This is a genomic window from Bacillus shivajii, from assembly GCF_020519665.1.
In the GTDB taxonomy this organism is placed as follows: domain Bacteria; phylum Bacillota; class Bacilli; order Bacillales; family Salisediminibacteriaceae; genus Bacillus_CA; species Bacillus_CA shivajii.
Map to the genome: position 1 here is coordinate 2,323,270 of NZ_CP084703.1, position 24,830 is coordinate 2,348,099.

Here is a 24,830-nt window from a genome sequence, read left to right on the forward strand (position 1 = left end):
GCTTAGTAAGTTATCTTTTTTGCCAAAACGGATTTGTATAAGTTTGATTTGTTTTGTTTTTATCTAGGGGGAATTTTATGAGGGAAATCTCTTTTTTAATCTTTGTTTTATTTATATTTATCATAGGGTGCCAAGATAGAGAACGTGAAGGAATCCCTTTTCCCAAAGAGCATGAAAATCACCTATCTTCGTATGGTTGGGATATTCGATACAGTCATTCTGAAGTATATTTCAACTATCAAGAAGCTGATGAATCGATAGTGCACAATCAACTTTATGAACATCAGGAATATGTACAAGAGAAAAAAGAAAATGCCAATATTGACCTCACCCCATACTTGGATGAACCTATCTTACAAAGAGGGTATATTGTAGAAATTGGTTCTCTAAATTATGATTGGATACAAGCCTATGTTTATGAAGCAGACGATGAAATTATCGGTGGTTATTTAGTTTTGTATAGGAAAGATAAAAATAATGGGGTTCCCGTAGAAATACCATTGTTGGATTATCAGGATTTAGTGAATTAGGGAATATTGATTATTTTCTTTTTGAACAAACGGGTGCGTTAGCTGCACAAGCTATCGCTGCCCTTCTGTCGCTAACGGGGAGTTTAGCACAATAAAGCTGTTCTTTGATGAACGAAGATACAAATAATCTAAAAAGGGGAGGTACGATGAATAGTGAAAATAATAACGATACATTTGATAGGACATTTATTGGTAAATTAGGTTGTATGGGTCCTTTAGTTATAATTGCTATTATTTATATTATCATTAATATTTTTGTTAATTCTTAATAAAATTGAATTGCAATTGGCAGCTCATTTTTCATGTCAACAAACTGGAAAATGTTGTTAAGTTAAAGGGGAGAAGAGTGAAAAATATATTGTTAATAAAACGTTGGGAGAGTTTTGCATGAAAAAAGTCATGTTTTTATTATTTTCGGTTATGGTACTTATTTTTACAGGCTGTACCAGTGATAGAGACGTACCAAATCACCTTTTATTTGAAGGAGAAAGTAAACATTGGAGAGGTGAAGTAGAAATAAAACAATCAAAAAGCGATTCTGCAACAGGCAAATATAATTTTGCACAAAGACAATATGCTGAATGTTTAGGTGATGATGTAGAGCAATTAGAACAGTCAAATGATATTGATATTAATTGGACACTATCTGGAATGACGGACATAGATAATGAGACTTATATAAGTAAGTTCCAACGTGAAATTGGACATATAGGTGTTGATGATATGGACTCTGCATTAAAGTCAAACGTTAATACCTTTTATGTTGAAGAGGATGCAAATCTGAAAATGGTTATTAAGTGGGGGGAGAATGAAGAAACAATTCAATTGGAATTAATTGATAGCGAATAAAATAATTGATTTGCCAAATGTTCTTCTTTAACAAACGGAGAGCGATAGCTGAATAAGCTGTCGTTCCAGTAATGGGGAGAAATGACTTTTAGGAGGTTGGGATGATAAAAAAAATATTAGTTTTTTGTTTGTTTCTAGCTTTTTTATTGATGGCAGCTTGTTCGAATAATGAAGATATAATCACGAAAGCTGTTGAAGAATTGGACTATGATGTACTGGTTCCGAGTTATATACCATCCGAACTCGAATTAGAAGAAGTTATTTTAGAAGGTGACTTGTTTCTTTTAAGTTATACAAATGCAGATAACACTGCGTATATTGAAATAACTCAAAGACAATTTGCAAGGGCTTTAAATACAGAAAGATTAATGCAATTTACGGAAAATGGTGAAGATCCTTATGAAGCAATTCCTCACTTATCATATTTAGTGATTGATAACTTTGTTGGGGAATATAAGGTTAATGAAAACGTAGATAATGTAAGTTATCAGTTCATTCCAGCAATTCCAAGAACTGATATCGATTGGTATCCGTTTTATTGGGCTAATTCAGTTGGTATAGATGAGGAAGAATTTCAAAAAGTAATTAATTCATTAGATTAAGTTTTATTAAAACGGGTGGCGTTACTTAAATATGATTGTTGTTTTTTATCAAATAAAAAGAAATGAATGATAAAATATGAATTGAAATAAATGGAAGGGGAGGGGTTTTTTGAAGAATGGTTATATGGTTGTATTAATTATATTATTTTTGTTTGGATGTAATGATAACGCTGAGGTATCAGTAGAGAATATAAGCGAACTCAGTAACGTTGATTTAGTATATGAAATAGACCGTATTGTTAGTGACCATGAAAGTTATGATGATACAAATAGTGAAAATTTAAAGCCGCATTTCGAAGAGCTGACTAATAGAAAAAAAGAATTTAGTCAACAAGAGATTATAGAAATCATTAGTGAGGACTCATATTCGTTATTTGTTCAAGATTATTTCGTCGGCTTTTATATTCGAAAGCATGAGCAAACTCCAGACCATGATTTTACTATTTTGAATAAACTGCTGAAAGAAGAAAATATCGATTTGCAGATTAAACAAAAAATCCTTGAAATGTCTCGTTTTGGTGAGTCTGATATGGATGTACTAAAAGATTTAATACAAAACAATAGCAATTTATCTTCTCAAAGTTTAGTGCAGTTAAGTCGAATAAACGATAAGATGGCTTATGATATATCCGAAGAAATTTTAACAAATAAAGAACAATTCTCAGAAAGTGAAATATCAGCTGCACTTAGAGTAACTTCCGTTTATCTAAGTGAAAACCAATCGGATGAAAAAAACTATTTAGAGCAAGAAAAAGGTTTTTTATCGACCAGTTTTTCCATTATTGAAGATGATACGGGTCAGTCATTAACAGAAGCAGCTTTTTTTGCAGTATCCGATTTGATGAGTAAAACGTCGATAAGGATGATTATCGAAAGTGAATCCATAAATAATTCTTTAAAAGTATTTGCTGTTGATCAAAATTATATTGTTTTAAAAGAAATAATCTCAGAAAATCCAACTGAATCTGATATTCAACTCGTAGTAGAAGCAATGGAAATCCTACCCCTTGTTGATCTTTTGGATGATTTAAAAGAAATAAAATCAAAAATACAAGATCAAGATTTAATAGAAAAAATTGGGAAGGTTATTCAGAATATTGAGTTAGAGGGTGTAGAAGCAAATAAAAAATGGCTTGAAAGGTAAATCAAATTTATCTTATCCAGCAAAAATGTTATTGAACTAAAGGGAAGCGTTAGTTAAATTTCGAGTTGCAACGTTGCAGCTCATTTTTTGTGCCAATAAACTGGAAAATGATGTTAAACTAATGGGGAGAATCCTTAAATAAAAGGGGGATATTGTGATTGTAAATACTAATATCCAAATAAAGAAGAACTACAAAAAAATAATTTATTTTTGTATTGCTGTAACAGCATTAATTTACATTATCTTTAATATTGTAGAACTTTATCAAGAAAAGAAGGCATATGAAGCGCATATTTCAACAGAATTATATTCAGAAACTAACAGGGTATTAAATAGTTTAGTTGAAAATAATGAGATTTATGAGGAAGTTCTAGATAAAGGGAAAGTAAGTTATTATGATGCTTATAAAATTACTCAAAATCATAAACGGATTGCGGATTATACTCAGAAATATCAACGATTGGCGGTTTCGTTTAACAGGATTGAATCAGGAGAAACTAGTGGGGAGACTGTAAAAAACGCATCGGTAATAAATACCTACTTTCTTCAACAAGTGGAGACATTAACTCCAGAAAATATTGAAGACACCTTATTTGAAATTGATAATGATACAAAGAAGAAATTTCAACATTTAAAAGCATTGAATAAAGCTTGGTTTCAGTCAGCTGAAGAATATGTTTCAGGAGTGTCTATCAATGAAAATAAGTTTATCTATGACTCACAACTCTTCAAAGCAGTTTATGGAGAATATCGTGTATCCTATGATTTCTGGGTTAATTTCGTTGTAAATTTAGATAAGGTCACTGAAGATTACCTAGCTACCAATATGCAACTAAGAGATATGAAGAGTTTTTTATGGGATTAGCACCATAGAAAGGGATTATTTTCATCTTCTACTAAAGGGTAGCATTAGTTGAGGAACTGTTGTAACCGCTGTTCAAGTAAAGAACAGGTTAATTTGATTAGCCAGTGGGAAGGACATAGAATCAACAAAAGTATTAATAAAGGGGGAGGAGAATTGGATTCATCAAAAAGAAGGTTTGTATTTATTGGAGCAATTGGACTATTAATAATTAGTATCACATTGAACTTTATCACGATGAATCAAAACCAAAAATATGAAGAATATTTATCACAAGAGATTGCAGGGACATTTTCAGCAATGGAGAGATCTATGAATAATTCATATGAAAGAATGAGTGTGATTGTTAAGAAAAAGGAAACTTCAAAGGAAGACCTTGATATCCTTCAAAGAAACTATCAAGGCTTTGCTATGGACCTTCAAGATTTAGCTCAAATGGCTAGCAAGATAAAGGGTGAAAAAATAAGGAGAAGTTCGGAGGAATATGCTTTTAACTTTTCATTGGATTTACATTATATGATAATGGATATTGAGAATAAAGATGAAATCATTGATTTATCTGCCGATGAAGTATCCAACTTCTCTAGGATGTTAGATTTAACAAGGAAGTATGTAAAGCTATTTGAGGACTACCGCGATGGGGATTTTGACGTATCTAAAGATTTTTGGACAACAAAAGTTCAGAAAGTATATGATGTATGGCGTTTTCGATAATTACAAATAAAGACTCTGGATATTTGGAAGTCTTTATGTATGGTGAAATCAACAGTATTCTTTAACAAAGCCCAAACTTTAAAAAAGGACAGTTACACTTTAAATAATTGCACATTATTGCGAAAGGTAACACTTAAACAAACGGGAAGCGTTTCTGCAATAAATGGAGACGCTTTTCTTTTTACATATCAATCCCAAATAAAAGGAAATTAGTGTTAATATTTAAATAATGTAGAAAAACCGTTGGGAGGTTATAATTATGTTTTCAATCAAGACAATTCTATTTGGTATAAGCCTTATGGTTTTTGGAGGAATAATGCAAATTGATCCTTCAACAAATGTTGGTCCAGCTTTTCTGATTACTATTTTAGGATTTTTACTAAGTTTATTTGGTTATTTATTTGGACTTATAAAGATATTTGGTGGCAGAAGTGGTGATGAATAACACCATTAATCACCATTATGTGTTATTTCGCAAATGAGGAACAAGAATTGAATGAAACTGTATATTTAAAGAGATCGGATATTTCCGATCTCGTATTATATTGAAGGGTAAACACAAAAAAATTTCATACGTTTTTCTGTTATGGTACTAACTGGGAAGTTTAGTTTAATAAGTGGCTAAGAAATTAACTTATTAAAGGGGGAACTTATATGAAGAAACATATCGCCATCTTTCTATCAATTTTACTATTATCAATTCTGTCTGCTTGCTCAAACAACAGTTTCACTGAGAGCGAAGCCATTAAATTTTTAGAAGATGAACGAGTTGAGGATGATTTTATTCAGGAAATCATTTATACAGAAGCATATAGAGGTGGGTATCTTGTCTTTTTCCTTACAGAACATGGTATGCACATGAATTTTATTCAAAAGAAGCAAGGAGAGTGGTATGTCGATAGAGCTGCAAATGCAGATATTGACTCTGAAAATGGTATATCACTACATGAATCATTTAATGTACCAAACTCATTCTATTATCAAGGTGGTATTATAACTGATCATAATATCAAGGATGTTCGGATTATAGAGCCTAAAAATAACGATGCAAAAATAATCACTGCCGAAAATGGTATGCGAATATGGTATGTTTTCTACGATGAACATCCAGGTTCTGAATATAAGATACAGGGATTAAATAAAGGTGAAGAAGTGATCCAAACTTTGGGCTTATGAAATCCCTCGTATAGAAAGGTTGGAGAAATGGTAAAGAGGTACTTACGCAAACTTCAACTAAATTGAGGGGAATGATGTGAATGGATAATTGTATCTTTTGTAAAATAATCTCTAAAACTGAAGATGCTAATATAATATATGAAAATGAATATGTTTGTTGTTTTTTAGACAAATACCCTATTAATAAAGGGCACATACTCGTTGTTCCTAAGAAACATTATCAAGAATTAAAAGATGTTGACCAAGAAAGTTTGAGTAAGGTTATCCTCGCATCCCAACTAGTAGCAACTGCTCTTGAAAAGTTATTATATACAGATGGGATTACAATTATGCAAAACAATGGAATTTTTAAGGATGTTGAGCATTATCATATGCATATTATTCCTCGCTTTAAAAATGATGGATTCTCTTGGATAGAGCCTGACATTAAAGTTTCCAAAGAAGATTTTATTTCTTTAAGCGATAACTTAGAAAGAACTCTATTAGCTGAATAAGCTGTCGCTGCTCTTGTTCCATTATTGGGGGTATGTAGAAGAAGATTTATTTCCCCATGTATTAAAGAAGGTTTACAAGGGGGCGGAGGGAAAATATCGCTAATTTAAAGAAGAATGCTGAAAATACTTTGTTTGTCTATACACAAAAAATAGCTGGAGGGGTTACGTGAGTGAAGGTAAGCAAGATAAATTTAATAGAGAAGAAAGTAAAAGGAATCCTATGGGGAATTTCGCTGACGGGGTAAATCAATCTCAAGTGGGGAATATCGGAGAATTAGCTAGAGGAGGTTGCTTAACCAACATATTTACACTTGTAGTAATAATTCTAGGTGTGCTATTCCTTTCACAATGTGTTTTTTAAAAAATAAGGTTGATTGAGTTATAGTTGTAGTTCTAATTCAATAATAAGTTGTGAATAATGGACTAGCTTCGATCCTTTTCTTCTTATGATAAACGGGTTTGCGTTTCTTTAAATGGAACGCTCTTTTTTTACCCGTTTAAAAGGAAAATGATGAGTGCAACTATTTATCGAAATACATAGATATTAACTACTAATTGTGAAACCTTACTGTTACATGTTCGTAACAATTAACATAGGCAACTTTACTATAAGCAACAATTTTCTTTTGAAAATCAAAAACTTGTGTTGAGCGTGGTGGTATTGAATGAAAATAAAAAAACGTTTTATTGCACTTATATTTCTGTTTCTTATGATCGTATTTGGATATTTCATTTATCTAGATCATTTTACGAATGAAGGAATTTATGAAAATGTTATCAATCAAAATCATTATCAGTTACAAAAAATAGATAACTCGATCACATTTGAATTATTTATTAAACCAGATTGGATCCCAACAAAGTCAGGTGAGGAAAAAGAGCTTAATAGCTTAACAGTGAAACACTACGATACTGAAATTTATCTTGATCAAGCGGTAAACAGAGGGCATGATATTTATTTTAACTTTAGAACCGCGAATAACATGAAATTTTCAGGCGGTAAATTTGTTTCAAAATCATTTATTAATGATGATGGCACATTTACTGCAAATGCCGACCCGTATTCTATCCAATTATATGATCATCAATCTCGACCGCTTGATATTGGTCAAAGAGGATTTGGTCCAGGAGAAAACTTTTCTTTCGGAGTCCCCAAAGGTGATCAGGAAAAAATCAAGGATGGTTTTTACGTTCGGTATTCAGGATATGTTTTGTATGAATACTTTAGAAAATAACAGTGATATCATTCATAAGGAGTGACAGCAAATTGTTTACACACCAAATAGATAACGATTGCTATCTAAAATTATTGCAAAAAAATGATGCTGAGGACTTATTTTCTCTTATTGACAGAAATCGAGAACATCTACGGAAATGGCTGTCTTGGGTTGATAATGTTAAAAGTGTAGAGGATACGAACAATAGTATCGAAAAGACGCTAAAACAATTTGCAAATAATCAAAGCTTTCGTGCAGGTATATTCTATAAAGAGGAATTAGCAGGGGTGATTAATTTCCATCAAATAGATTGGACGAATAAGAAAACCAGCATTGGCTATTGGTTAGGGAATGAATATCAAGGAAAAGGTTTAATGACAAAAGCTGCTCGTGCTTTTATTAATCATGCATTTTCTGACTTGAAACTTCATCGCGTTGAAGTAAGGTGTGCTGTCGGAAATTCAAAAAGTCGAGCCATACCAGAAAAGTTAGGGTTCACGAATGAAGGAACAATGAGAGAAGCGGAGTATTTGTATGGTCACTTTGTCGATCAAACAATATACGGGATGACTCGAAATGAATGGCAGAATAAATAATGAATAGGGGCTTCACATTTTTATTAAATCATTTATTATTTTGCAATTTTCGAAGCGCATGACGTATTTCTTTCTGAAAAAGATGTTAAACGATCCCGTATATAAGCGAGATCGTTTTTTTGGAAGGATAATGGAAAATTTATGTTAAACTTATTGTAAGGAAGATGAAGTTTGTGAAGTGATGTACTTAAAGTATTGGGGAGATTACTTTAATAAGAGAAAGGTTTGATAAGGTGAAAAAAGCAGCAGTTTTTTCAAGTATAATTGGCATTATAATTTTAATGCTAATAGCACTAATTCTTCCAAAATATGAACAAACGGTTGATTTTTTCAATATTAGGTGGGTTTTAATTTATTCAATTTTATTAAGTGTTCTATATTTCTTATTTGGTATTTTGATTGAGACTAAAAGGGTAATTAAGGTGTTTTCTAAGAGAGTAAGAGTTAATTGGTTACTCCTTAGTTTTGTAGTTATTTTATTATTATTAGTTTTCATTCCTGCTCCCTATTGGTTAACACGATTTCCTAACAATTTTTTCTCTAGTTTTATCTTCAGAATTGAAATTCAAGTTATTTTGAACGTACTTGCAGGAATATTATTTATCCGTTCATTTGATAAAGAGAATTAATTTGGTACTAACGGATGCGATAGCTCTAGAAGCTCTCGCTGCTCTTGTTCATAAAACGGGGAGAATCCTTCAATAAGAAAATGCATTAAATTATTTAACTAACGAGGCGATAGTTTAAAAAGAAGCATTAATTTTAGGAGGGGTAACATCATAAAATCAATTTATTATTTTTGTGTATTCGTTGGTATTATTATATCACTTTACTTTATTGGTGTTTCACATTGGAAAGTTGAACAGGCAATACAGGTACAACATCAAACGCCATATCCTTTTATGGCATTGAGCTTTTTCGGTTTTTTATTTGGAGTATTGATTGAATGGGAAAAACTATTCAAAATTTTTAAAGGAAACATCAAAATCGGATGGATGATTGTTCCTTCTCTAATTTTATTTGTGTTTTGTATGGTCCCGTCTTACTACTGGCTCAATGGGTTTGGCTATGGAACAGGTTTTATGCACAATTTACTGTATAACTCAGAAATTAACATAGCTTTAGTAATATTCTCAGGAATTCTATTCGTACGTTCCTTAAGCCAAGAAAAGTAAACGAACGGGGTGCGTTAGTTGAAGAAGCTAAAGTATTTTTTAAAACCGAGCTTTTTAAAGCTCGGTTTTATTTGTAGATCAAAATATTTTCGTGTAATTATATATTTTCATTTTCTACAAAAATTGTTTTAATATACATTTATTTTTTGACTAAAAAGCTGTTGATCGCCTTTTTCTTTTGTTCGAAATCAATATGCGTATACATACTTGTGGTAGCAAGACTTTCATGACCGAGAAGTTCTTGAAGCGTCCTTAAATCCACTTTATCTTTATTTTCTTGTAGCAAGAGCGTCGCAAACGTATGACGTAAATGATGAAGAGAAAACCTGTGTGAAGGTAAGCCAGCACGCACTAATGACTCTTTAAATATTTTGTGCAATCCTCGCGGGTTTAATTTCTCCCCATTTTTATTGTAAAACATCGGTTCGCTGTAATGCGTTTGAGCCTCCAGTAATTGATTTTTATATTGATTAATTAAAGGAATGACGATCGGATGAAGAGGGAGGAGACGCTCTTTTTTTTCCTTTTCCTCGAATTAATACCGTCTTATAGTTCAAATCGACTTGCTCCCATGTCAGATCGACTAATTCTTGCCTGCGCATGCCCGTTGTTGCTAATAATTTGAACATCAATTCATTCCTTAGGGCTAACGGTCGTTCATCCGTTTCCAGAGAAGAAAACAGCTTCTTTAAATCGGGTAATGTCATGTAACTTGGCAATTTTTTATCTGATTTTGGGGCTTGAATACCTGCCATAAAATCGACTTTCATATAATTTTCTTTTAAACAATATTGAGTAAAAGACTTCAAGCAAGAAATACGTCGCTGCAAGGTTCTCGGTTTGATTTCATATTGAATAACTTGATCTTGGACAAAACGGCGGACACTTGATGAAGTGATCTCATCTAACATTAACGAACGGTTGTTCTGATCCAAGAAATCACCGAACAGCTTCAAATCGTATGCGTAACTATTTAGGGTATTAACCGAATAGTTTTTTTCGACTTCCAAATACAAAATGTAGTCATCGGCAGCCTGTACATAATTCATGGGGACGAACCTCCTTAAAAATGTAGTTATGCGGTCGAACCCTGAAAATTATGGACGATACATGAATATTATGGGAACCCGATGGACTTATCGGGAAGACGCCGTAAATTATGTTCAACTCGGAGAGATAAGTGAACGATATAATATATTATGGGAACGTGGAGCGATGAACTTATGGTACGTTTGAATTTAATCCAGGTTAACATAATATATATTATCAGAAGTCATAATAAGAATAATAAAATAGTCTCAATTACCAAGTATACTATTAGTTTTGAGACGTAATAAAAATTTTTCTACATAAAAGTCTGTTATTATTTATAAATTTTATTAGTAATTGTTTATATCTTTTCTCTAATCAAAAATGTTAATTTTAGAATGTTGCACGATATTTAATGGAAATTTTTCATTAATATCATTTTACTAAGCCAATTTCTGTTTTTTAAACAGTTGTTTAAATTCCCCAATCTCTATAATTACATCTTTTCTATATAATAATATAGCTGGCAGAAACATCTCATTTCGATGTCCTCCATAGATCGTTTAGTTTGTTTTTTTATAATAAACAATACTTAGATTTCACATGTCCTATTTGCGAAATCCTTCGTTACCGTTCTACTCAAGTCTTTTATTTTAATGAACTTAAAGATTGTAAAGGTGTAAAAAAAGCACTGACATTCGTCAGTGCTTAATTGCACAATTATGAAAATTGATATATAACATAGCCTAATAATGCTGTCCATGTCAATATAGCAATCGTAAAGATGCCTTTTGCTATATTCCCCTTCATCTCTCTCACCTGCTCAATTAGTCGAGTTTACATAATAATATTATAGAAAAATATTTGTTTTGTAAATAATAAGTTAAACACACCTAAAACAACACTTAACTTGTTTAATCGTTAAGTGTTGTTTTTAGCTAGTCTATAATAAAGAATTTCAATTCGTTAATCCATCATTTTCTTCAGGACCATTGTTACTTTCTATTACATCTTTTTCTACCCAAGCATCAATGATTTCTCCGCCTTCAGAAACATCGTAAAGAAATGATCCATTTGTATAACGATCGTTAAATCGAATATCTTTTACTTTAATTGAATCTTGCTCTTCTTTTGCTGACTTAATCCAAACTATATCTTTATTCGTTACCGTAAATAAATGAGCGACACGATGTGGTTGTCGTTTAAGTTCTTTTAACATTAGTAAGCCACGTTTTGCTCGGCTTGATTTTTCGAAGACATTTAATTTCATTTTTTTATAAGCTGCTCGCTGTGTGATTAACAATAATGATGGTGGTGTATCAGGATGAAATGATTGGCATGATACTACATAATCTTCTTTTTTCAAGTTAATTGCTTTCACTCCTGCGGTTCTCTGACCTGTTACACTTACTTCTTCTTCTGCGTACCATAAACCATACCCTAAATTTGTAGCAAAGAATAAATCTTGTTCTCCATCCGTTTGCATGACATTAATTACTTCATCATCATTTTTCAACTTTATAGCCATTAGTGCTCGCGAGTGCCTCTGTGCTTGATAATCTGATAAAATAGAACGCTTTATCATACCATTCTTCGTAGCAAATGTAATAAATTGATCATCTTTAAATTCTTTTACTGGAATAATTTCTATTAACTCGTCATCTTGATCCATTGATACGATGTTAGCAACATGTTGGCCATTATCTTTCCAACGTGCTTCTGGTAATTGGTGGACCGGTAAAAATAAATAAGATCCGCCTTTTGTAAAGATTAATAACGTATCTGTTGTATTAATTTCTAGCGTTTTTAACAGACGGTCTGTTTCTTTCATGCCCGGTGGTTCTCCATTAGATGCAGTGTACGAACGAAGACTGGAGCGTTTTACATAACCATCTTTTGTTACTGTTACCATCACATCCTCAGATGGTACAACAACTTCTAGGTTAATTTTTAGATCTTCAATCTCTGCTTCAATGTTTGTTCGGCGGTCATCAGCATACTTTTTCTTAATTGCTCGAAGATCTTTCTTTATTTCAGTAATTAAGTTCTTTTCACTAGAAAGAATACTCTCTAGCTTCGCAATTTGCTTCTTTAATTCTTCCGCTTCTTCCTCTAGAGTCGTTACATCTGTATTCGTTAAACGGTATAACTGTAGATTCACGATCGCTTCTGATTGAGGTTCAGTAAAAGCAAATTTCTCTTGAAGACGTTCTTTAGCATCTTTTTTGTCCTTTGATGCACGAATTGTTTCAATTACTTCATCTAAAACAGAAATTGCCTTAATTAGGCCTTCTACAATATGCGCTCGTTCTTTCGCCTTTGTAAGATCATATGTAGTCTTTCGCGTAACAACTTCTTTTTGGTGCTCAACATAAGAGTGAAGCATTTGCTTTAAGCCTAGTAGCTTAGGCGTCTTATTAAAGATCGCTACCATATTAAAGTTGTATGAAATTTGCAGGTCTGTATTTTTATATAAGTAGTTTAAAACACCTTTTGCATCGGCATCTTTTTTTAACTCGATAACAACTCGAAGTCCTGTACGATCCGTATCATCCCTAACTTCAGCAATGCCATCAACTTTTTTATCAATTCTAAGCTCGTCCATTTTTTTCACAAGGTTTGCTTTATTAATTTCAAATGGAATTTCTGTTATAACAATTTGTTGCTTTCCACCTCGAACATCTTCAATTTCTGCTTTTCCTCGTAAAACGATTTTCCCTTTTCCTGATTCATAGGCTTTCTTTAAGCCTTCGATCCCTTGAATCGTACCGCCGGTAGGAAAATCAGGTCCTTTTATATAATTCATGAGCGAATCAATATCACAATTTGGGTTTTCCATTTGGTGAATTGCAGCATCAATGACTTCTTCAAGGTTATGAGGCGGAATATCAGTCGCATATCCACTTGAAATACCAGTTGATCCATTTACTAATAAATTCGGAAACCTTGATGGGAGAACGACCGGTTCTTCTTGAGAATCATCAAAGTTTGGCATGAAATCAACCGTATCTTTTTCAATGTCTGCAAGCATTTCTTGTGAGATTGCCGATAATCTTGCTTCTGTATAACGCATTGCAGCTGGTGGATCTCCATCTATTGAACCGTTGTTACCATGCATTTCAACAAGCATATGTCTCATTTTCCAATCTTGACTTTGACGAATCATCGCATCATAAACAGATGTATCACCGTGAGGGTGATAATTACCAATGACATTACCAACTGTTTTAGCAGACTTTCGAAACGGCTTATCTGCTGTATTTCGATCCATGTGCATTGCATATAAAATTCTTCGTTGTACCGGTTTTAAACCGTCCCGAGCATCAGGTAAAGCCCGGTCTTGAATTATATATTTACTATAACGTCCAAACCTGTCTCCAATTACATCTTCAAGAGGCAGGTCTAAATAACGATCTTTCTCTTGCAAGGATTACTCCTCCTCTGTGACAAGTAAATTATCATTGTCTAGTATATTTGTTTCTTCATCTAAACCAAACGCAACATTTGATTCAATCCACTTCCTACGTGGTTCAACTTTATCACCCATTAACGTTGATACATGCCGTTCTGCTCTTGCAATATCATCAATTCGAACACGGACAAGTGTTCTCGTTTCGGGATTCATCGTTGTTTCCCATAATTGCGTGGCGTCCATTTCACCAAGACCTTTATAACGCTGTATGGTATATCCTTTACCAATTTTTTTGATAGCATCTTTAAGTCCTTCTTCATCCCAGGCATATTCAACTTTTTCTTTTTTTCCTGACCCTTTACTCACTTTATATAAAGGAGGCAATGCAATATATACTCTCCCTGCTTCTACGAGTGGGCGCATATATCGATAAAAGAATGTGAGCAGTAATACTTGAATATGCGCACCATCTGTATCCGCATCCGTCATAATGATGATCTTATCGTAGTTGATATTATCAATATCAAAGTCTGCCCCAACATCTCCACCAATTGCATAAATGATTGTTCGTATCTCTTCATTTTTCATGATATCAGCTAGTTTAGCTTTTTCTGTATTGATTACTTTACCACGTAATGGAAGGACAGCTTGGAATTTACGGTCACGCCCTTGCTTTGCTGACCCGCCCGCCGAGTCACCCTCAACCAAATACAGTTCATTGCTGCTTGCATTTTTAGATTGTGCAGGGGTTAATTTACCACTTAGCATCGCATCTTTACGCTTATTTTTCTTACCGCTTCTAGCATCTTCACGTGCTTTTCTTGCAGCTTCCCTTGCTTGCGCTGCTTTTACAGCTTTACGAATGAGTGTATTACTAAAATTAGGGTTTTCTTCTAAGAAGAACGTTAACTTTTCTGCAACGATATTATCTACTGCGGCTCTCGCTTCAGGTGTGCCAAGCTTTCCTTTCGTTTGCCCTTCAAACTGGAGCTTTTCTTCTGGCACACGTACAGAAACAATTGCAGTAAACCCTTCACGAATATCGTTTCCATCTAAGTTTTTATCACGGTCTTTTAATAACTGTAATTTTCGAGCATGTTCATTTACGATCCTTGTGACAGCAGCCTTTGCTCCTAATTCATGGGTTCCTCCGTCCTTTGTTCGAACGTTGTTTACAAAGGATAAAATATTCTCCGTATATGCATCGTTGTATTGGAAGGCAAAGTCAACTTCAATTCCTTCATGCTCTCCTTGGAAAGAAACAACAGTATGAAGCGTTTCCTTCTCTTCATTTAAGAATTCGACAAACGCTTCAATACCTGTATCGAATTTAAACGTCTCACCTGTTGTGTCTTTATTTGGCCGTTCATCAATTAATTGTATTTCCATTCCTTTTAACAAAAATGCAGCTTCACGAAGACGTTCAGCTAATGTGTCATATTGAAATGTCGTCGTACTAAAAATGGTGCGGTCTGGTTTAAAGTGAACAGTGGTACCTGTTTTTCTTGTTTTACCTGACTTTTCTAACGTCGTTACTGGCTTACCACCATTTTCAAACCGTTGTTTATAAATATTCCCATCACGATAGATCGTAACTTCTAACCACTCTGAAAGAGCATTAACGACAGAGGCCCCTACACCGTGTAGTCCTCCACTCGTTTTATAGCCGCCTTGACCGAATTTACCACCTGCGTGTAATACGGTTAAGATAACTTCAGGAGTAGGGCGCCCTGTTTGATGCATTCCTGTCGGATATCCACGTCCCTCGTCCTGCACACTTAGGCTTTCATCTTTATGTATTTTCACTGTAATTTTATTCCCGTATCCAGCTAGAGCCTCGTCTACGGAGTTATCAACAATCTCAAAAACGAGATGATGTAAACCACGATGATCAGTACTTCCAATGTACATTCCTGGTCTCTTTCTTACCGCATCTAGACCTTCCAGTACTTGGATAGCATCATCATTATATTCAAATGTAGATTTTGCCAATGAATTCTTCTCCTTTCATGATCCGTTCTCAGAGAAAGTGTTCGTTCAAGTCCCTGTACAGAATTTCATATACCTAGTGAAGATCATAGAAATGAACATTTATAGCTGTAACAGCTTTTGAACTTCCACTTAAAGCTAATATATAACATACCATAAGTACAACAACGTTTCGATATAATCTCAAGAAAAACGTAAAATTAAACGATTGTCACATTACTAAAATATATAAGTTAGGTAAAGTTTGTCAATGAATGATCCGTGAAAATCAGCTTAAAATGGATAAAGACACTCCGTATTGGAGCGCCTTTTTTCACCAATTTTAATAAAAAAGTTTATTACTTAACTAACACAGCATGATCGACTTTAATACAGCGGTCCATTACTACAGTAAATCCAGATCGTTTCGCAATTTCATATGCTTCTTCATTGTACAAGCCAAGTTGTGTCCAAAATACGTCAGCTTGTACCCCTTCGGCATCTTTTGCAACGTCAGGTAAAAATTCACTTCTCCTAAAAACATTGATAATATCAACAGGTTCCTCAAGCTCTTTTAAAGACGATATAGCTTTTACACCTAACACTTCATCAACGTTTGGATTTACAGGAATTATTTCATAACCTGCGTTTTGTAATGCTTCACCAATTTGATAAGAAGTTCGCTCTGAATTGCCTGACAATCCAACGATAGCAATTCTCTTCGCATTTGTTAAAATTCTTTTAATCTCTTCTTGATTTGGATTTTCCATCATTACAACCACCTTACTTTATAATCATTACAGGTACTTTGACTCGTTTTGCCACTTTATGACTAACACTACCTAAAACCATTTGCTGAAACTGGTTTAGTCCGCGACTTCCGATGACAACAAGATCATAATCATTGTCATTTGCTTCACGTACGATTGTTGGTCCTGGCTCACCCAATAAATGTTTCACTTCAATAGTAATTCCTGCTTTGCGCACGCTGGTTTCGATGGTATAAATCTTTTCCTTTTGCTCATTTGTAACTTTTTGGGGGATCATTTCTTCATCAAGCATTTTAAAATTTGAAGGTAATTCATCAATCACCTGTATTAGTGTTATTTTTGAATTTTTCACCAGCTTTGCAATGGAGATTGCTTTTTCTGCTGCTCGTTCTGAATGTTTTGAACCATCTGCCGCTAATAATATATGCTGAAACATGTTGACCCCTCCAATAAATTATAGGTAAGCCAATAAGTTAACGTAAACACTTTGTCCTTCCAATTATTCTTTACCCTTATATGATTCGACTTATTCTGCAAGTAATCCTTCTTTTTCTAAATACTCTTTTGCAACAATGTATGCATCTTCATCTTCATAATCAACTCGGTAATTCATTTCTTGCATTTCTCTTTCTGTTATTTTACCAGAGAGCATGTTTAATATATCAACGATTTCCGGATGTTCTTCTAGAGTGTCCTCCCTAAATAAGGGAGCGCCATTATACGGCGGGAAAAAATTTTTATCATCTTCTAAAACAACAAGATTGTATTCAATCATATAAGCGTCAGTTGAATATGCATCTATCATTTGCACATCACCTGATACAAGTGCTCCTGACCGTAATCCTGCATCCATCGTTTGGACGTTACCTAAATCTAATCCATATAACTCTTGTATACCTAAATACCCATCCATCCTGTCAGAAAACTCATGTGTAAAGCCAGCAGTTAGTTCATCTTCAACGTCTAAGAGGTCAGTAACTGTCTCTAAACGAAAATCTTCTGCTACTTCTTCTGTGACAGCTAATGCATACGTATTTTGATATCCAAAAGGTTCGAGAAAGATCAGGTTATATTCCTTATACATCCCTTCTCTTGCTTGTTCATAAGCCTCATGAGGTTTATTACTTTCTAACTGTTCATCTAGTAAATTAGCGATTGCTGTACCGGTAAATTCAAAGTAAGCATCCAAATCATCATTTACTAAAGCTTGAAAAACGATATCAGTATTTCCGAGACGTGGTTCTAAATCCACAATAAGATCTGACTCTTGTTCAATTAATAATTTATACATGTTTATGACAATTTCAGGTTCAGCACCTAACTTACCACCAATAACGATCGTATCTTGATCATGATCAGTATTGTCAAAAAGCCCGTAAATGTGTGGGCTGAACACGGTAAATACAGCAATAATTACTACAAGTGCAAACGGTTTAATTGATCGACCGGCAGACCATTTTTCTGTAAGTCTTAATATAGCATCAAAGAAAAGTGCAAGTGCTGCTGCAGGTATGGCCCCTAGTAAAATATAGTAGCTATTGTTTCTTTGTATACCTAACATAATAAGATCCCCTAGACCACCTGCACCTATTAGAGCAGCAAGAGTAGCTGTACCGATAATTAAAACCATAGATGTCCTTATACCCGCCATGATCATCGGTATTGCTAGGGGGAGTTCAATCTTATGTAATTGCTTTAATGTTCCCATTCCCATGCCTCGTGATGCTTCCATTAACGAAGGATCAACTTCATTGATTCCTGTATACGTATTTCTTAAAATCGGCAAAAGTGCATATACAGTCAATGCAACGATAGCAGGAGCAGTACCTATTCCCATTAAAGGAATCATAAACCCTAACAATGCTAAACTCGGTATGGTTTGAAGTACAGCTGAGGTCCCTATTATTGGCTCAGCAAAACGTTTCCTTTTTGATAAGTATATTCCGAGAGGGACAGCGATAAAAACGGCTAATAGTAAAGAAATAAGGGACATGTGAATGTGTTCCCACAGTGCATCGATCAGAAGGTCGTGACGGTCAAGGGTCAAACGCCAAAACTGTTCCATTACAGCGCCCTCCCTTCATTAAGCTGTTCTTCTAAATAAAATGCGACCGCTTTTAATGAAACGGTTCCTAATAACTTATTCTCCTCAACAATCGGTAAAACATCTAATTTCATATCTTTAAAAATCTTTAATACCTCAGAAATTGTCGTGTACTTATGTATTGGGAATTTAAAATGATGAATCGAACCTCTGTTATATATTCCAAGAAAATTGTTGTTTTTATCTTTAACGAACATCCGTTCGCATTCAGTCTCTTCACATATCTCACTGTCAAAGACCATCCATTTAGAAGATTTCTCGATTAAGTGATGTACATTTACACTTAATGGGTCTTTCCTCCCACCTAAAAACTCTTTAACAAATTCATTTGCAGGGTTTTGAATAAGCTGAGCGGGAGAATCAATTTGTATAACTTGTCCATCCTTCATTAAACATACCTTGTTTCCTAAAGCTAATGCTTCGTCCATGTCATGGGTAACAAAAATAATCGTTTTTTGTATTTTTTTTTGTAGATCTTGTATATCCTTTTGTAGTTGTTCACGACTAATTGGGTCAAGAGCACTAAATGGCTCATCCATTAAAATGATATCTGGATCACCTGCTAATGCACGTATTACCCCAATTCGTTGTTGCTGACCTCCTGATAATTCACTAGGTTTACGATTTCGGTATGTATCTGGATCTAAGCCTACCATTGAAAGTAATTCATCAACGCGCTTACGTATATCTTCCTTTCTCCATTTTTTTAATTCTGGAACAACTGCAATATTTTCTTCAATTGTCATATGTGGAAAAAGTGCAATTTGCTGCAATACATACCCAATATTCCACCTTAACTTTTTAATATCTTTGTTTTTAATATTTTCTCCATTAATTTTTATTGTTCCCTCATTCGGGTCAATCAGCCGATTAATCATTTTCATTGTTGTTGTTTTACCACAACCACTCGGACCTATCAAAACAAAAAAGTCTCCCTTGTCCACTTTAAAGTCAATTCCCCTAATTGCTTCAGTTCCATCCGGGAATGTCTTTGTCACCCCATTAAATTCAATCATTAATAAACTCCTTTCACAAAAAAATGGGTAGTTCATTATAGTAAGTCATGATATTGTTGTATTTCATGTCTTAATTTCTTTTTTCTATATCACCATTTCATACTAAATAAACGCTATAACAACCCCTTATATCATTCTAAATCTATTTTGAAAATCACGAAAGAAATATGAGTTGCACCTAAGTCTCTTTCGTTTATAATTTTCTTAGTTATATAATTGGTTTTACATTTTATATTTCTAATACGGTACGTGAAATATTATAAGAGTAACAGAAAAAGCCGACATAATGAACATGCCGACTTTACGTATTTATAGTTTATAAACAGACCGATATTTGTTCTTTAGATAATTAATTAGATGATCTGCATTTATGTCTTCTCCAGTGGTATCTTTTAATATTTCTAACGGTTGTTTACTTTTCCCGTATTGATGAACATGACTTGTTAACCACTCTTTGATCGGGGCTAAGTTTCCAGTACGTAATAACTCATCAAAATCTTCAATCTCATCATTCATTGCACTTTTAAGTTGTGCAGCATAGACGTATCCTAGAGCGTATGAAGGGAAGTAACCAAATGCACCACCTGACCAATGAACATCTTGTAGTACCCCTTCACCATCATGAGATGGTCGGACACCTAGAAGCTCTTCCATTTTATCGTTCCAAGCACGTGGTAAGTCTTTCACTTCAAGTTCTCCGTTAATAAGTGCTTTTTCTAGCTCGTAACGTAAAATGATATGAAGAGAATATGTCATTTCATCTGCTTCTATCCGAATAAGAGATGGTCCCGCCACATTAATCCCACGATAATATGTGTCAAGATCAATATCATCTAACTGACCAGAGGCATGCTTTTTTAATACATCATAATATTTTTCCCAAAAAGCTTTATTTCGACCGACAAAGTTTTCCCAAAATAATGATTGCGATTCATGAATGCCCATAGAAGTTCCTGTACATAATGGGGTTCCAACATATTTCTGACCGACATTTTGTTCATATAGCGCGTGACCACCTTCATGTATCGTTCCAAACACTGCTGTACGAAAATCTGTCTCATCATATTTGGTTGTGACACGAACATCTCCAGGGTTTAAACCAATTGCAAAAGGATGAACAGTTTTATCTAAACGACCTGCATCAAAATCATACTGCATCGCTTTTAATATCTCTTTACTTAAAGCTTCTTGGTCCTCTTCAGAAAACTCTTTGAATAAGAAATCTGTTTTCGGTTGGTCTTTCGCTTCCGTCACTTCTTTTACGAGCGGTACGATTTCGTCTTTTAACTGACCAAATACTCGATCAATTGTTTCTACTGTCAAACCAGGCTCATAATCATCAAGCAACGCGTTGTATTTATTGCCTTCATAGCCAACCCATTCAACATATTTACGGTTATAATCAACAATTTTTTCTAAGTAATGTTGAAAAGAAGAAAAATCAGCATTTTCTTTTGCTTCTTCCCATGCTGCTTCAGCTTTAGAGGTTAATACGACATATTCTTGATATTCTCTTGCTGGGATGTTTTCAAATTTCTTCAAGTTTTTCTCACATTCTACTACAGTACCTTTTGTTACATCATCCAATTCATTCCAAACAGGCTCATCTTTTAATTCCGTTATAAATTGTTTCATTTCATCAGACGTTGACATATGAAAGATTTCAGATGATAAGGTACCGATTACTTCAGATCTTTGAGCGACACCTTTTTTCGGTGCACCTGTTCGCAAATCCCATGCCGCTAATCCAATTGCTTCTTTGTAATTCATCATCTTCTTTACATAATCTCGAAATGCATCACTTGTTTTATGTATCTCTTTAACCATATCCTTACCTCCTGAATAAAAGATTAATTATCATGGCTTTGATTGTAATTTTAATACAAGACTTTCCAAGAACCCTCTATACTAATCCTTTGAGAACTCAACACTAATGACTGTATCACAACCAAAATAATAACACATCTATCATAACTCATTTAAGGTCGTATTTCATTGAAAAGATCATAAATAATCAGAATATTATACGTAGTAAGGAACATTGTCATAACGACTGAGATCAACTATAATAAAAAATTACTGATTGCATTAAAAGGAGTGATACGATGGATCTCACAATTACTGAAAAAGCTGGTCAATTATATAAAAACGAAATGAACCTTGAAAAAGGAGAACATATCACACTTTTTGTTAGAGTTGGTGGTATTGGTTCCGGAGGTTTCTCTGCAGGTATTTATAAAGGACAGCCTGAACGTGATTTTAAAACATACACAGTTAATGATATTACATTTTGTGTAAGTGAGGATGATGAGTGGTATTTCGATGGAATGATCATCGATTTTGATGAGGATAGACAGAAAGTGACGTTTGTAAATGACCGAATTGAAGATGTAACAAATCCAAATTAAACGGGCGTTTAAATAACGCCCGTTTCTTCTTTAGCCACCAATGTGACTCATTTCAATTTTCTTCATTTCTTTTTTATCTGTATACTTTAATCGTTCTTCAGAATAACGATCATCTCGATGATTCCAAATGTTTTTAATCTGCGTAGCAATCTCTTCATCATTTGCTCCAGAACGTAAAATATCACGTAAATCGTGCCCTTTTGAAGCAAACAAACATGTCACTAGCTTCCCTTCAGCTGAAAGCCGTGCTCTTGAACATGTTGAACAAAAAGCATCTGTCACTGAAGATATTATCCCGATTTCGTGATTTGTCCCTTTATATCGAAAACGGTCTGCTACTTCACCAGTATAGTTTGGATCGATCGGTTCAATTGGCATTTCTTTATTGATCGTATCAAAGATTTCCTCTTTACTTACAACATGATCGAGTTTCCAGCCGTTTGAATTTCCTACATCCATATACTCAATGTACCTTAAGATAACACCTGTATCTTTAAAATATTTTGCCATCGGAAGAATGTCTTCATCATTCATTCCACGTTTTACAACCATATTAATTTTTACTTCCATATCGTGTTCTAATGCGGCATCAATACCATGTAACACTTGGTCAATACCAATATTACGACCATTTATATAGCGAAATTTCTCATCATTTAAGCAATCTAAACTAATTGTTACGCGCTTAAGTCCCGCATCTTTTAATTGTTTTGCGTAACGAGGGATCAAAGAGCCATTTGTAGTCATTGCAATATCATCAACACCATCAATTTCATTTAATTGATGAATGAGTTTGGGTAAATCTTGACGCATTAACGGTTCTCCACCCGTAATTCGTAATTTCCTTACTCCTGCTATATCAACAAATAACTTAGATAAATGAGTAATTTCTTCAAATGTTAATACTTCTGTTTTCGGTAAAAATTTATAGTCTTTATTAAAGATTTCAGGCGGCATACAATACCGGCAACGAAAGTTACAACGATCTGTAACTGAAATTCGCAAATCCCTTAAAGGTCTGCCGAGACGATCTGTTAATAGATTTTCCATGATCTTCATCCCCCTATAACCTCCATTATACTCGTTCCATTTTCTTTGTTAAAGGGGGATATGGGACATTTCGTTAATTTGTAATAAATTCATCATTAAAATAATAAAAACTAGTTAATGTTTTGCTTCATCCACTTGATGTTCTAACTTTTCAATCAACGTTGACGAATAGTCAATAAACTCGGAATCTAGATCATGCTGTTTTGCTGATTGTAATTGACGTTTTGCATCTTCAAGGGCTTGAGTAGCTGTTTGTAACTGGTCTGGGTCCATACTCATCGTGGCTGCGCCGACCATTTTTTGTGCTGCTTTAATTGCCATTTCAATTTGCTGAATATCGTTAAAAGGTTGTGACATGAACAATCTCCCTCTCTTAATAAATATACTTTCTTTATGTTTTCCATAAATAAATGCATCATACGCTATTTATGAGTAATTTCTTACACTTATTTTTTCACAGAGGAGTTGAGTTCTATTCTTTTTAAAAATGAAAAGAAAGCCACCTCGTGTAAGGCAGCTTTTTATGATTATTTTCTAGGCGGTCTTTTTCCCCAATACTGATAATAATCAGTACGGATATTTCCGTTATATAGCTTACGTTTTTTCGTGGCCTTTTTACCGTAAAGCTTTTCAAAATCAGGGTGTGAAGTGATCATATAGATTGACCATGTATCTAGATCTTTAAACGTTTGTCCAAGATCTCTGTACAAGTTCTCTACATATTTTCTTTCTTGCATTCTTTCTCCATACGGAGGGTTACCAACGATTACACCGTATTCTTCGGTTGGTCGGAAATCTTTTACTTGCATTTGTTTAAATTGGATAATGTCCGGAAATCCTGCTTCCATCGCATTGTTTTTAGCTAGATCAATCATTTTATGATCGATATCAGACCCTAAAATATTTAACGCTTGGTCATAATTTGCTAAATCTTCAGCTTCTTCTAATGCTTTATTTGACCATTCTTCTTTATACCAATCCCATTCTTCAAAAGCGAATTCTCGGTTAACTCCAGGGGCTATATTTTGTCCAATTAATGCGGCTTCTATGGCAATCGTTCCAGACCCGCAAAATGGATCATAAAAGGGACGGTCTGGATGCCAATTTGTTAATTTTATCATCGCAGCAGCTAACGTTTCTTTCAAAGGTGCCTCATTGTGCAAATAACGATATCCACGTTTATGTAAACCTGTTCCACTGCAATCTATTGTTAACGTTGCTTTATCTTTTAACAAAGCAACCTCAATTCGGTGTAGTGGGCCATTTTCATCGAACCAATCGATTTTATAACTTTTCTTTAAGCTTTCTACTACTGCCTTTTTTACAATTGCTTGACAATCAGAAATACTGAAAAGTTTTGACTTCACCGAACGACCGATAACAGGGAACTCTGCATCTTTTGATATATATTTAGCCCAAGGTAAAGCTTTCGTCTGTTCAAATAACTCTTCAAATGTTTCAGCTTGAAACTCACCAACAATTAGTTTGATACGATCCGCTGTTCTCAGCCATAGGTTTGCTCGGGCTATTCCCTGTGGATCTGTTTCAAATACTACTTTTCCATTTTCAACACTTACGTTTTCATATCCTAGTGAACGAACTTCATCTGCAACAATTGATTCTAAACCCATTGCTGCTGTTGCTATTAATTTCAGTTTTTCCATTTACATGTCACCTTCTCTTTTCATTCACAACTTTTCATGAACTGTATAAT

26 protein-coding genes are annotated in these 24,830 nt (G+C 34.1%); 14 read left to right on the forward strand and 12 right to left on the reverse strand.

The genetic code is table 11. The annotated features are described in order from the left end of the window. Positions 1–77 precede the first annotated feature (77 nt). The 13 genes from LGQ02_RS11350 (at position 78) to LGQ02_RS11410 (ending at position 8,813) form a co-directional block, all read left to right on the forward strand. Positions 78–530 (forward strand): DUF4830 domain-containing protein, encoded by a 453-nt coding sequence (locus LGQ02_RS11350; RefSeq protein WP_226514491.1) that lies wholly within the window; start codon positions 78–80, stop codon positions 528–530. A gap of 387 nt (positions 531–917) precedes the next feature. Then, entirely contained in the window at positions 918–1,379 is a 462-nt protein-coding gene (locus tag LGQ02_RS11355; RefSeq protein WP_226514492.1) for a hypothetical protein, read from the forward strand. A 101-nt stretch (positions 1,380–1,480) separates the two neighbouring features. Next, positions 1,481–1,981: a hypothetical protein gene (locus tag LGQ02_RS11360; protein WP_226514493.1), complete on the forward strand. Its 501-nt coding sequence runs from the start codon at positions 1,481–1,483 to the stop codon at positions 1,979–1,981. A gap of 109 nt (positions 1,982–2,090) precedes the next feature. After that, positions 2,091–3,125, forward strand: a complete 1,035-nt coding sequence (locus LGQ02_RS11365; RefSeq protein ID WP_226514494.1) for a hypothetical protein — start codon at positions 2,091–2,093, stop codon at positions 3,123–3,125. A 154-nt stretch (positions 3,126–3,279) separates the two neighbouring features. Further along, positions 3,280–3,990 (forward strand): hypothetical protein, encoded by a 711-nt coding sequence (locus tag LGQ02_RS11370; RefSeq protein WP_226514495.1) that lies wholly within the window; start codon positions 3,280–3,282, stop codon positions 3,988–3,990. Positions 3,991–4,143: 153 nt separating this feature from the next. Then, positions 4,144–4,701 carry a hypothetical protein gene (locus LGQ02_RS11375; RefSeq protein WP_226514496.1) on the forward strand — a complete coding sequence of 186 codons (558 nt, stop codon included), beginning with the start codon at positions 4,144–4,146 and terminating at the stop codon, positions 4,699–4,701. 259 nt (positions 4,702–4,960) lie between these two features. Then, positions 4,961–5,146, forward strand: a complete 186-nt coding sequence (locus LGQ02_RS11380; RefSeq protein WP_226514497.1) for a hypothetical protein — start codon at positions 4,961–4,963, stop codon at positions 5,144–5,146. Between the two features lie 209 nt (positions 5,147–5,355). Further along, entirely contained in the window at positions 5,356–5,877 is a 522-nt protein-coding gene (locus tag LGQ02_RS11385) for a hypothetical protein (protein WP_226514498.1), read from the forward strand. An 80-nt stretch (positions 5,878–5,957) separates the two neighbouring features. Continuing rightward, positions 5,958–6,371 (forward strand): HIT family protein, encoded by a 414-nt coding sequence (locus LGQ02_RS11390; protein ID WP_226514499.1) that lies wholly within the window; start codon positions 5,958–5,960, stop codon positions 6,369–6,371. A gap of 166 nt (positions 6,372–6,537) precedes the next feature. Beyond that, the gene (locus LGQ02_RS11395; protein ID WP_226514500.1) at positions 6,538–6,732 is read left to right on the forward strand and encodes a DUF6366 family protein; all 195 of its coding nucleotides are present in this window, start codon (positions 6,538–6,540) and stop codon (positions 6,730–6,732) included. Between the two features lie 304 nt (positions 6,733–7,036). Next, positions 7,037–7,606: a hypothetical protein gene (locus tag LGQ02_RS11400; RefSeq protein ID WP_226514501.1), complete on the forward strand. Its 570-nt coding sequence runs from the start codon at positions 7,037–7,039 to the stop codon at positions 7,604–7,606. A 32-nt stretch (positions 7,607–7,638) separates the two neighbouring features. Further along, complete coding sequence (locus tag LGQ02_RS11405) at positions 7,639–8,184, forward strand: GNAT family N-acetyltransferase (RefSeq protein WP_226514502.1); 546 nt, start codon at positions 7,639–7,641, stop codon at positions 8,182–8,184. Between the two features lie 233 nt (positions 8,185–8,417). Beyond that, a complete protein-coding gene (locus LGQ02_RS11410; RefSeq protein WP_226514503.1) occupies positions 8,418–8,813 on the forward strand; it encodes a hypothetical protein in 396 nt (131 codons plus the stop codon). Positions 8,814–9,498: 685 nt separating this feature from the next. On the opposite strand, the gene LGQ02_RS21300 is transcribed toward LGQ02_RS11410, so the two are convergent. The 9 genes from LGQ02_RS21300 to LGQ02_RS11450 all read right to left on the reverse strand — a co-directional run bounded on the left by LGQ02_RS21300 (position 9,499) and on the right by LGQ02_RS11450 (position 21,485). Further along, positions 9,499–9,849, reverse strand: a complete 351-nt coding sequence (locus LGQ02_RS21300) for a tyrosine-type recombinase/integrase (protein ID WP_319003537.1) — start codon at positions 9,847–9,849, stop codon at positions 9,499–9,501. Next, complete coding sequence (locus LGQ02_RS21305; protein WP_264183977.1) at positions 9,830–10,408, reverse strand: site-specific integrase; 579 nt, start codon at positions 10,406–10,408, stop codon at positions 9,830–9,832. Before LGQ02_RS21305 ends, LGQ02_RS21300 begins: the two co-directional genes overlap by 20 nt. Positions 10,409–11,346: 938 nt before the next feature. Beyond that, positions 11,347–13,815, reverse strand: a complete 2,469-nt coding sequence (gene parC, locus LGQ02_RS11420) for a DNA topoisomerase IV subunit A (protein WP_226514504.1) — start codon at positions 13,813–13,815, stop codon at positions 11,347–11,349. A 3-nt stretch (positions 13,816–13,818) separates the two neighbouring features. After that, entirely contained in the window at positions 13,819–15,792 is a 1,974-nt protein-coding gene (gene parE / locus LGQ02_RS11425; protein ID WP_226514505.1) for a DNA topoisomerase IV subunit B, read from the reverse strand. A gap of 335 nt (positions 15,793–16,127) precedes the next feature. Further along, positions 16,128–16,538, reverse strand: a complete 411-nt coding sequence (locus LGQ02_RS11430) for a CoA-binding protein (RefSeq protein ID WP_404802426.1) — start codon at positions 16,536–16,538, stop codon at positions 16,128–16,130. A gap of 13 nt (positions 16,539–16,551) precedes the next feature. Continuing rightward, a complete protein-coding gene (locus LGQ02_RS11435) occupies positions 16,552–16,974 on the reverse strand; it encodes a universal stress protein (RefSeq protein WP_226514507.1) in 423 nt (140 codons plus the stop codon). Positions 16,975–17,064: 90 nt separating this feature from the next. Further along, on the reverse strand, positions 17,065–18,603 hold the full coding sequence (locus tag LGQ02_RS11440; protein ID WP_226514508.1) for an ABC transporter permease/substrate-binding protein: 1,539 nt from the start codon (positions 18,601–18,603) through the stop codon (positions 17,065–17,067). Continuing rightward, a complete protein-coding gene (locus LGQ02_RS11445; RefSeq protein ID WP_226514509.1) occupies positions 18,603–19,658 on the reverse strand; it encodes an ABC transporter ATP-binding protein in 1,056 nt (351 codons plus the stop codon). The genes LGQ02_RS11440 and LGQ02_RS11445 overlap by 1 nt, the downstream gene beginning before the upstream one ends. 309 nt (positions 19,659–19,967) lie before the next feature. After that, positions 19,968–21,485, reverse strand: a complete 1,518-nt coding sequence (locus LGQ02_RS11450) for a carboxypeptidase M32 (RefSeq protein ID WP_226514510.1) — start codon at positions 21,483–21,485, stop codon at positions 19,968–19,970. 278 nt (positions 21,486–21,763) lie between these two features. Between LGQ02_RS11450 and LGQ02_RS11455 the strand changes: the two genes are divergently transcribed. Then, entirely contained in the window at positions 21,764–22,066 is a 303-nt protein-coding gene (locus tag LGQ02_RS11455; protein WP_226514511.1) for a HesB/YadR/YfhF family protein, read from the forward strand. 30 nt (positions 22,067–22,096) lie between these two features. On the opposite strand, the gene moaA is transcribed toward LGQ02_RS11455, so the two are convergent. The 3 genes from moaA to LGQ02_RS11470 form a co-directional block, all read right to left on the reverse strand. Then, positions 22,097–23,116, reverse strand: a complete 1,020-nt coding sequence (gene moaA, locus LGQ02_RS11460) for a GTP 3',8-cyclase MoaA (protein ID WP_226514512.1) — start codon at positions 23,114–23,116, stop codon at positions 22,097–22,099. Positions 23,117–23,230: 114 nt separating this feature from the next. After that, a complete protein-coding gene (locus tag LGQ02_RS11465) occupies positions 23,231–23,473 on the reverse strand; it encodes a DUF2564 family protein (RefSeq protein WP_226514513.1) in 243 nt (80 codons plus the stop codon). A 170-nt stretch (positions 23,474–23,643) separates the two neighbouring features. Beyond that, complete coding sequence (locus tag LGQ02_RS11470) at positions 23,644–24,780, reverse strand: THUMP domain-containing class I SAM-dependent RNA methyltransferase (protein WP_226514514.1); 1,137 nt, start codon at positions 24,778–24,780, stop codon at positions 23,644–23,646. Positions 24,781–24,830 lie beyond the last annotated feature (50 nt).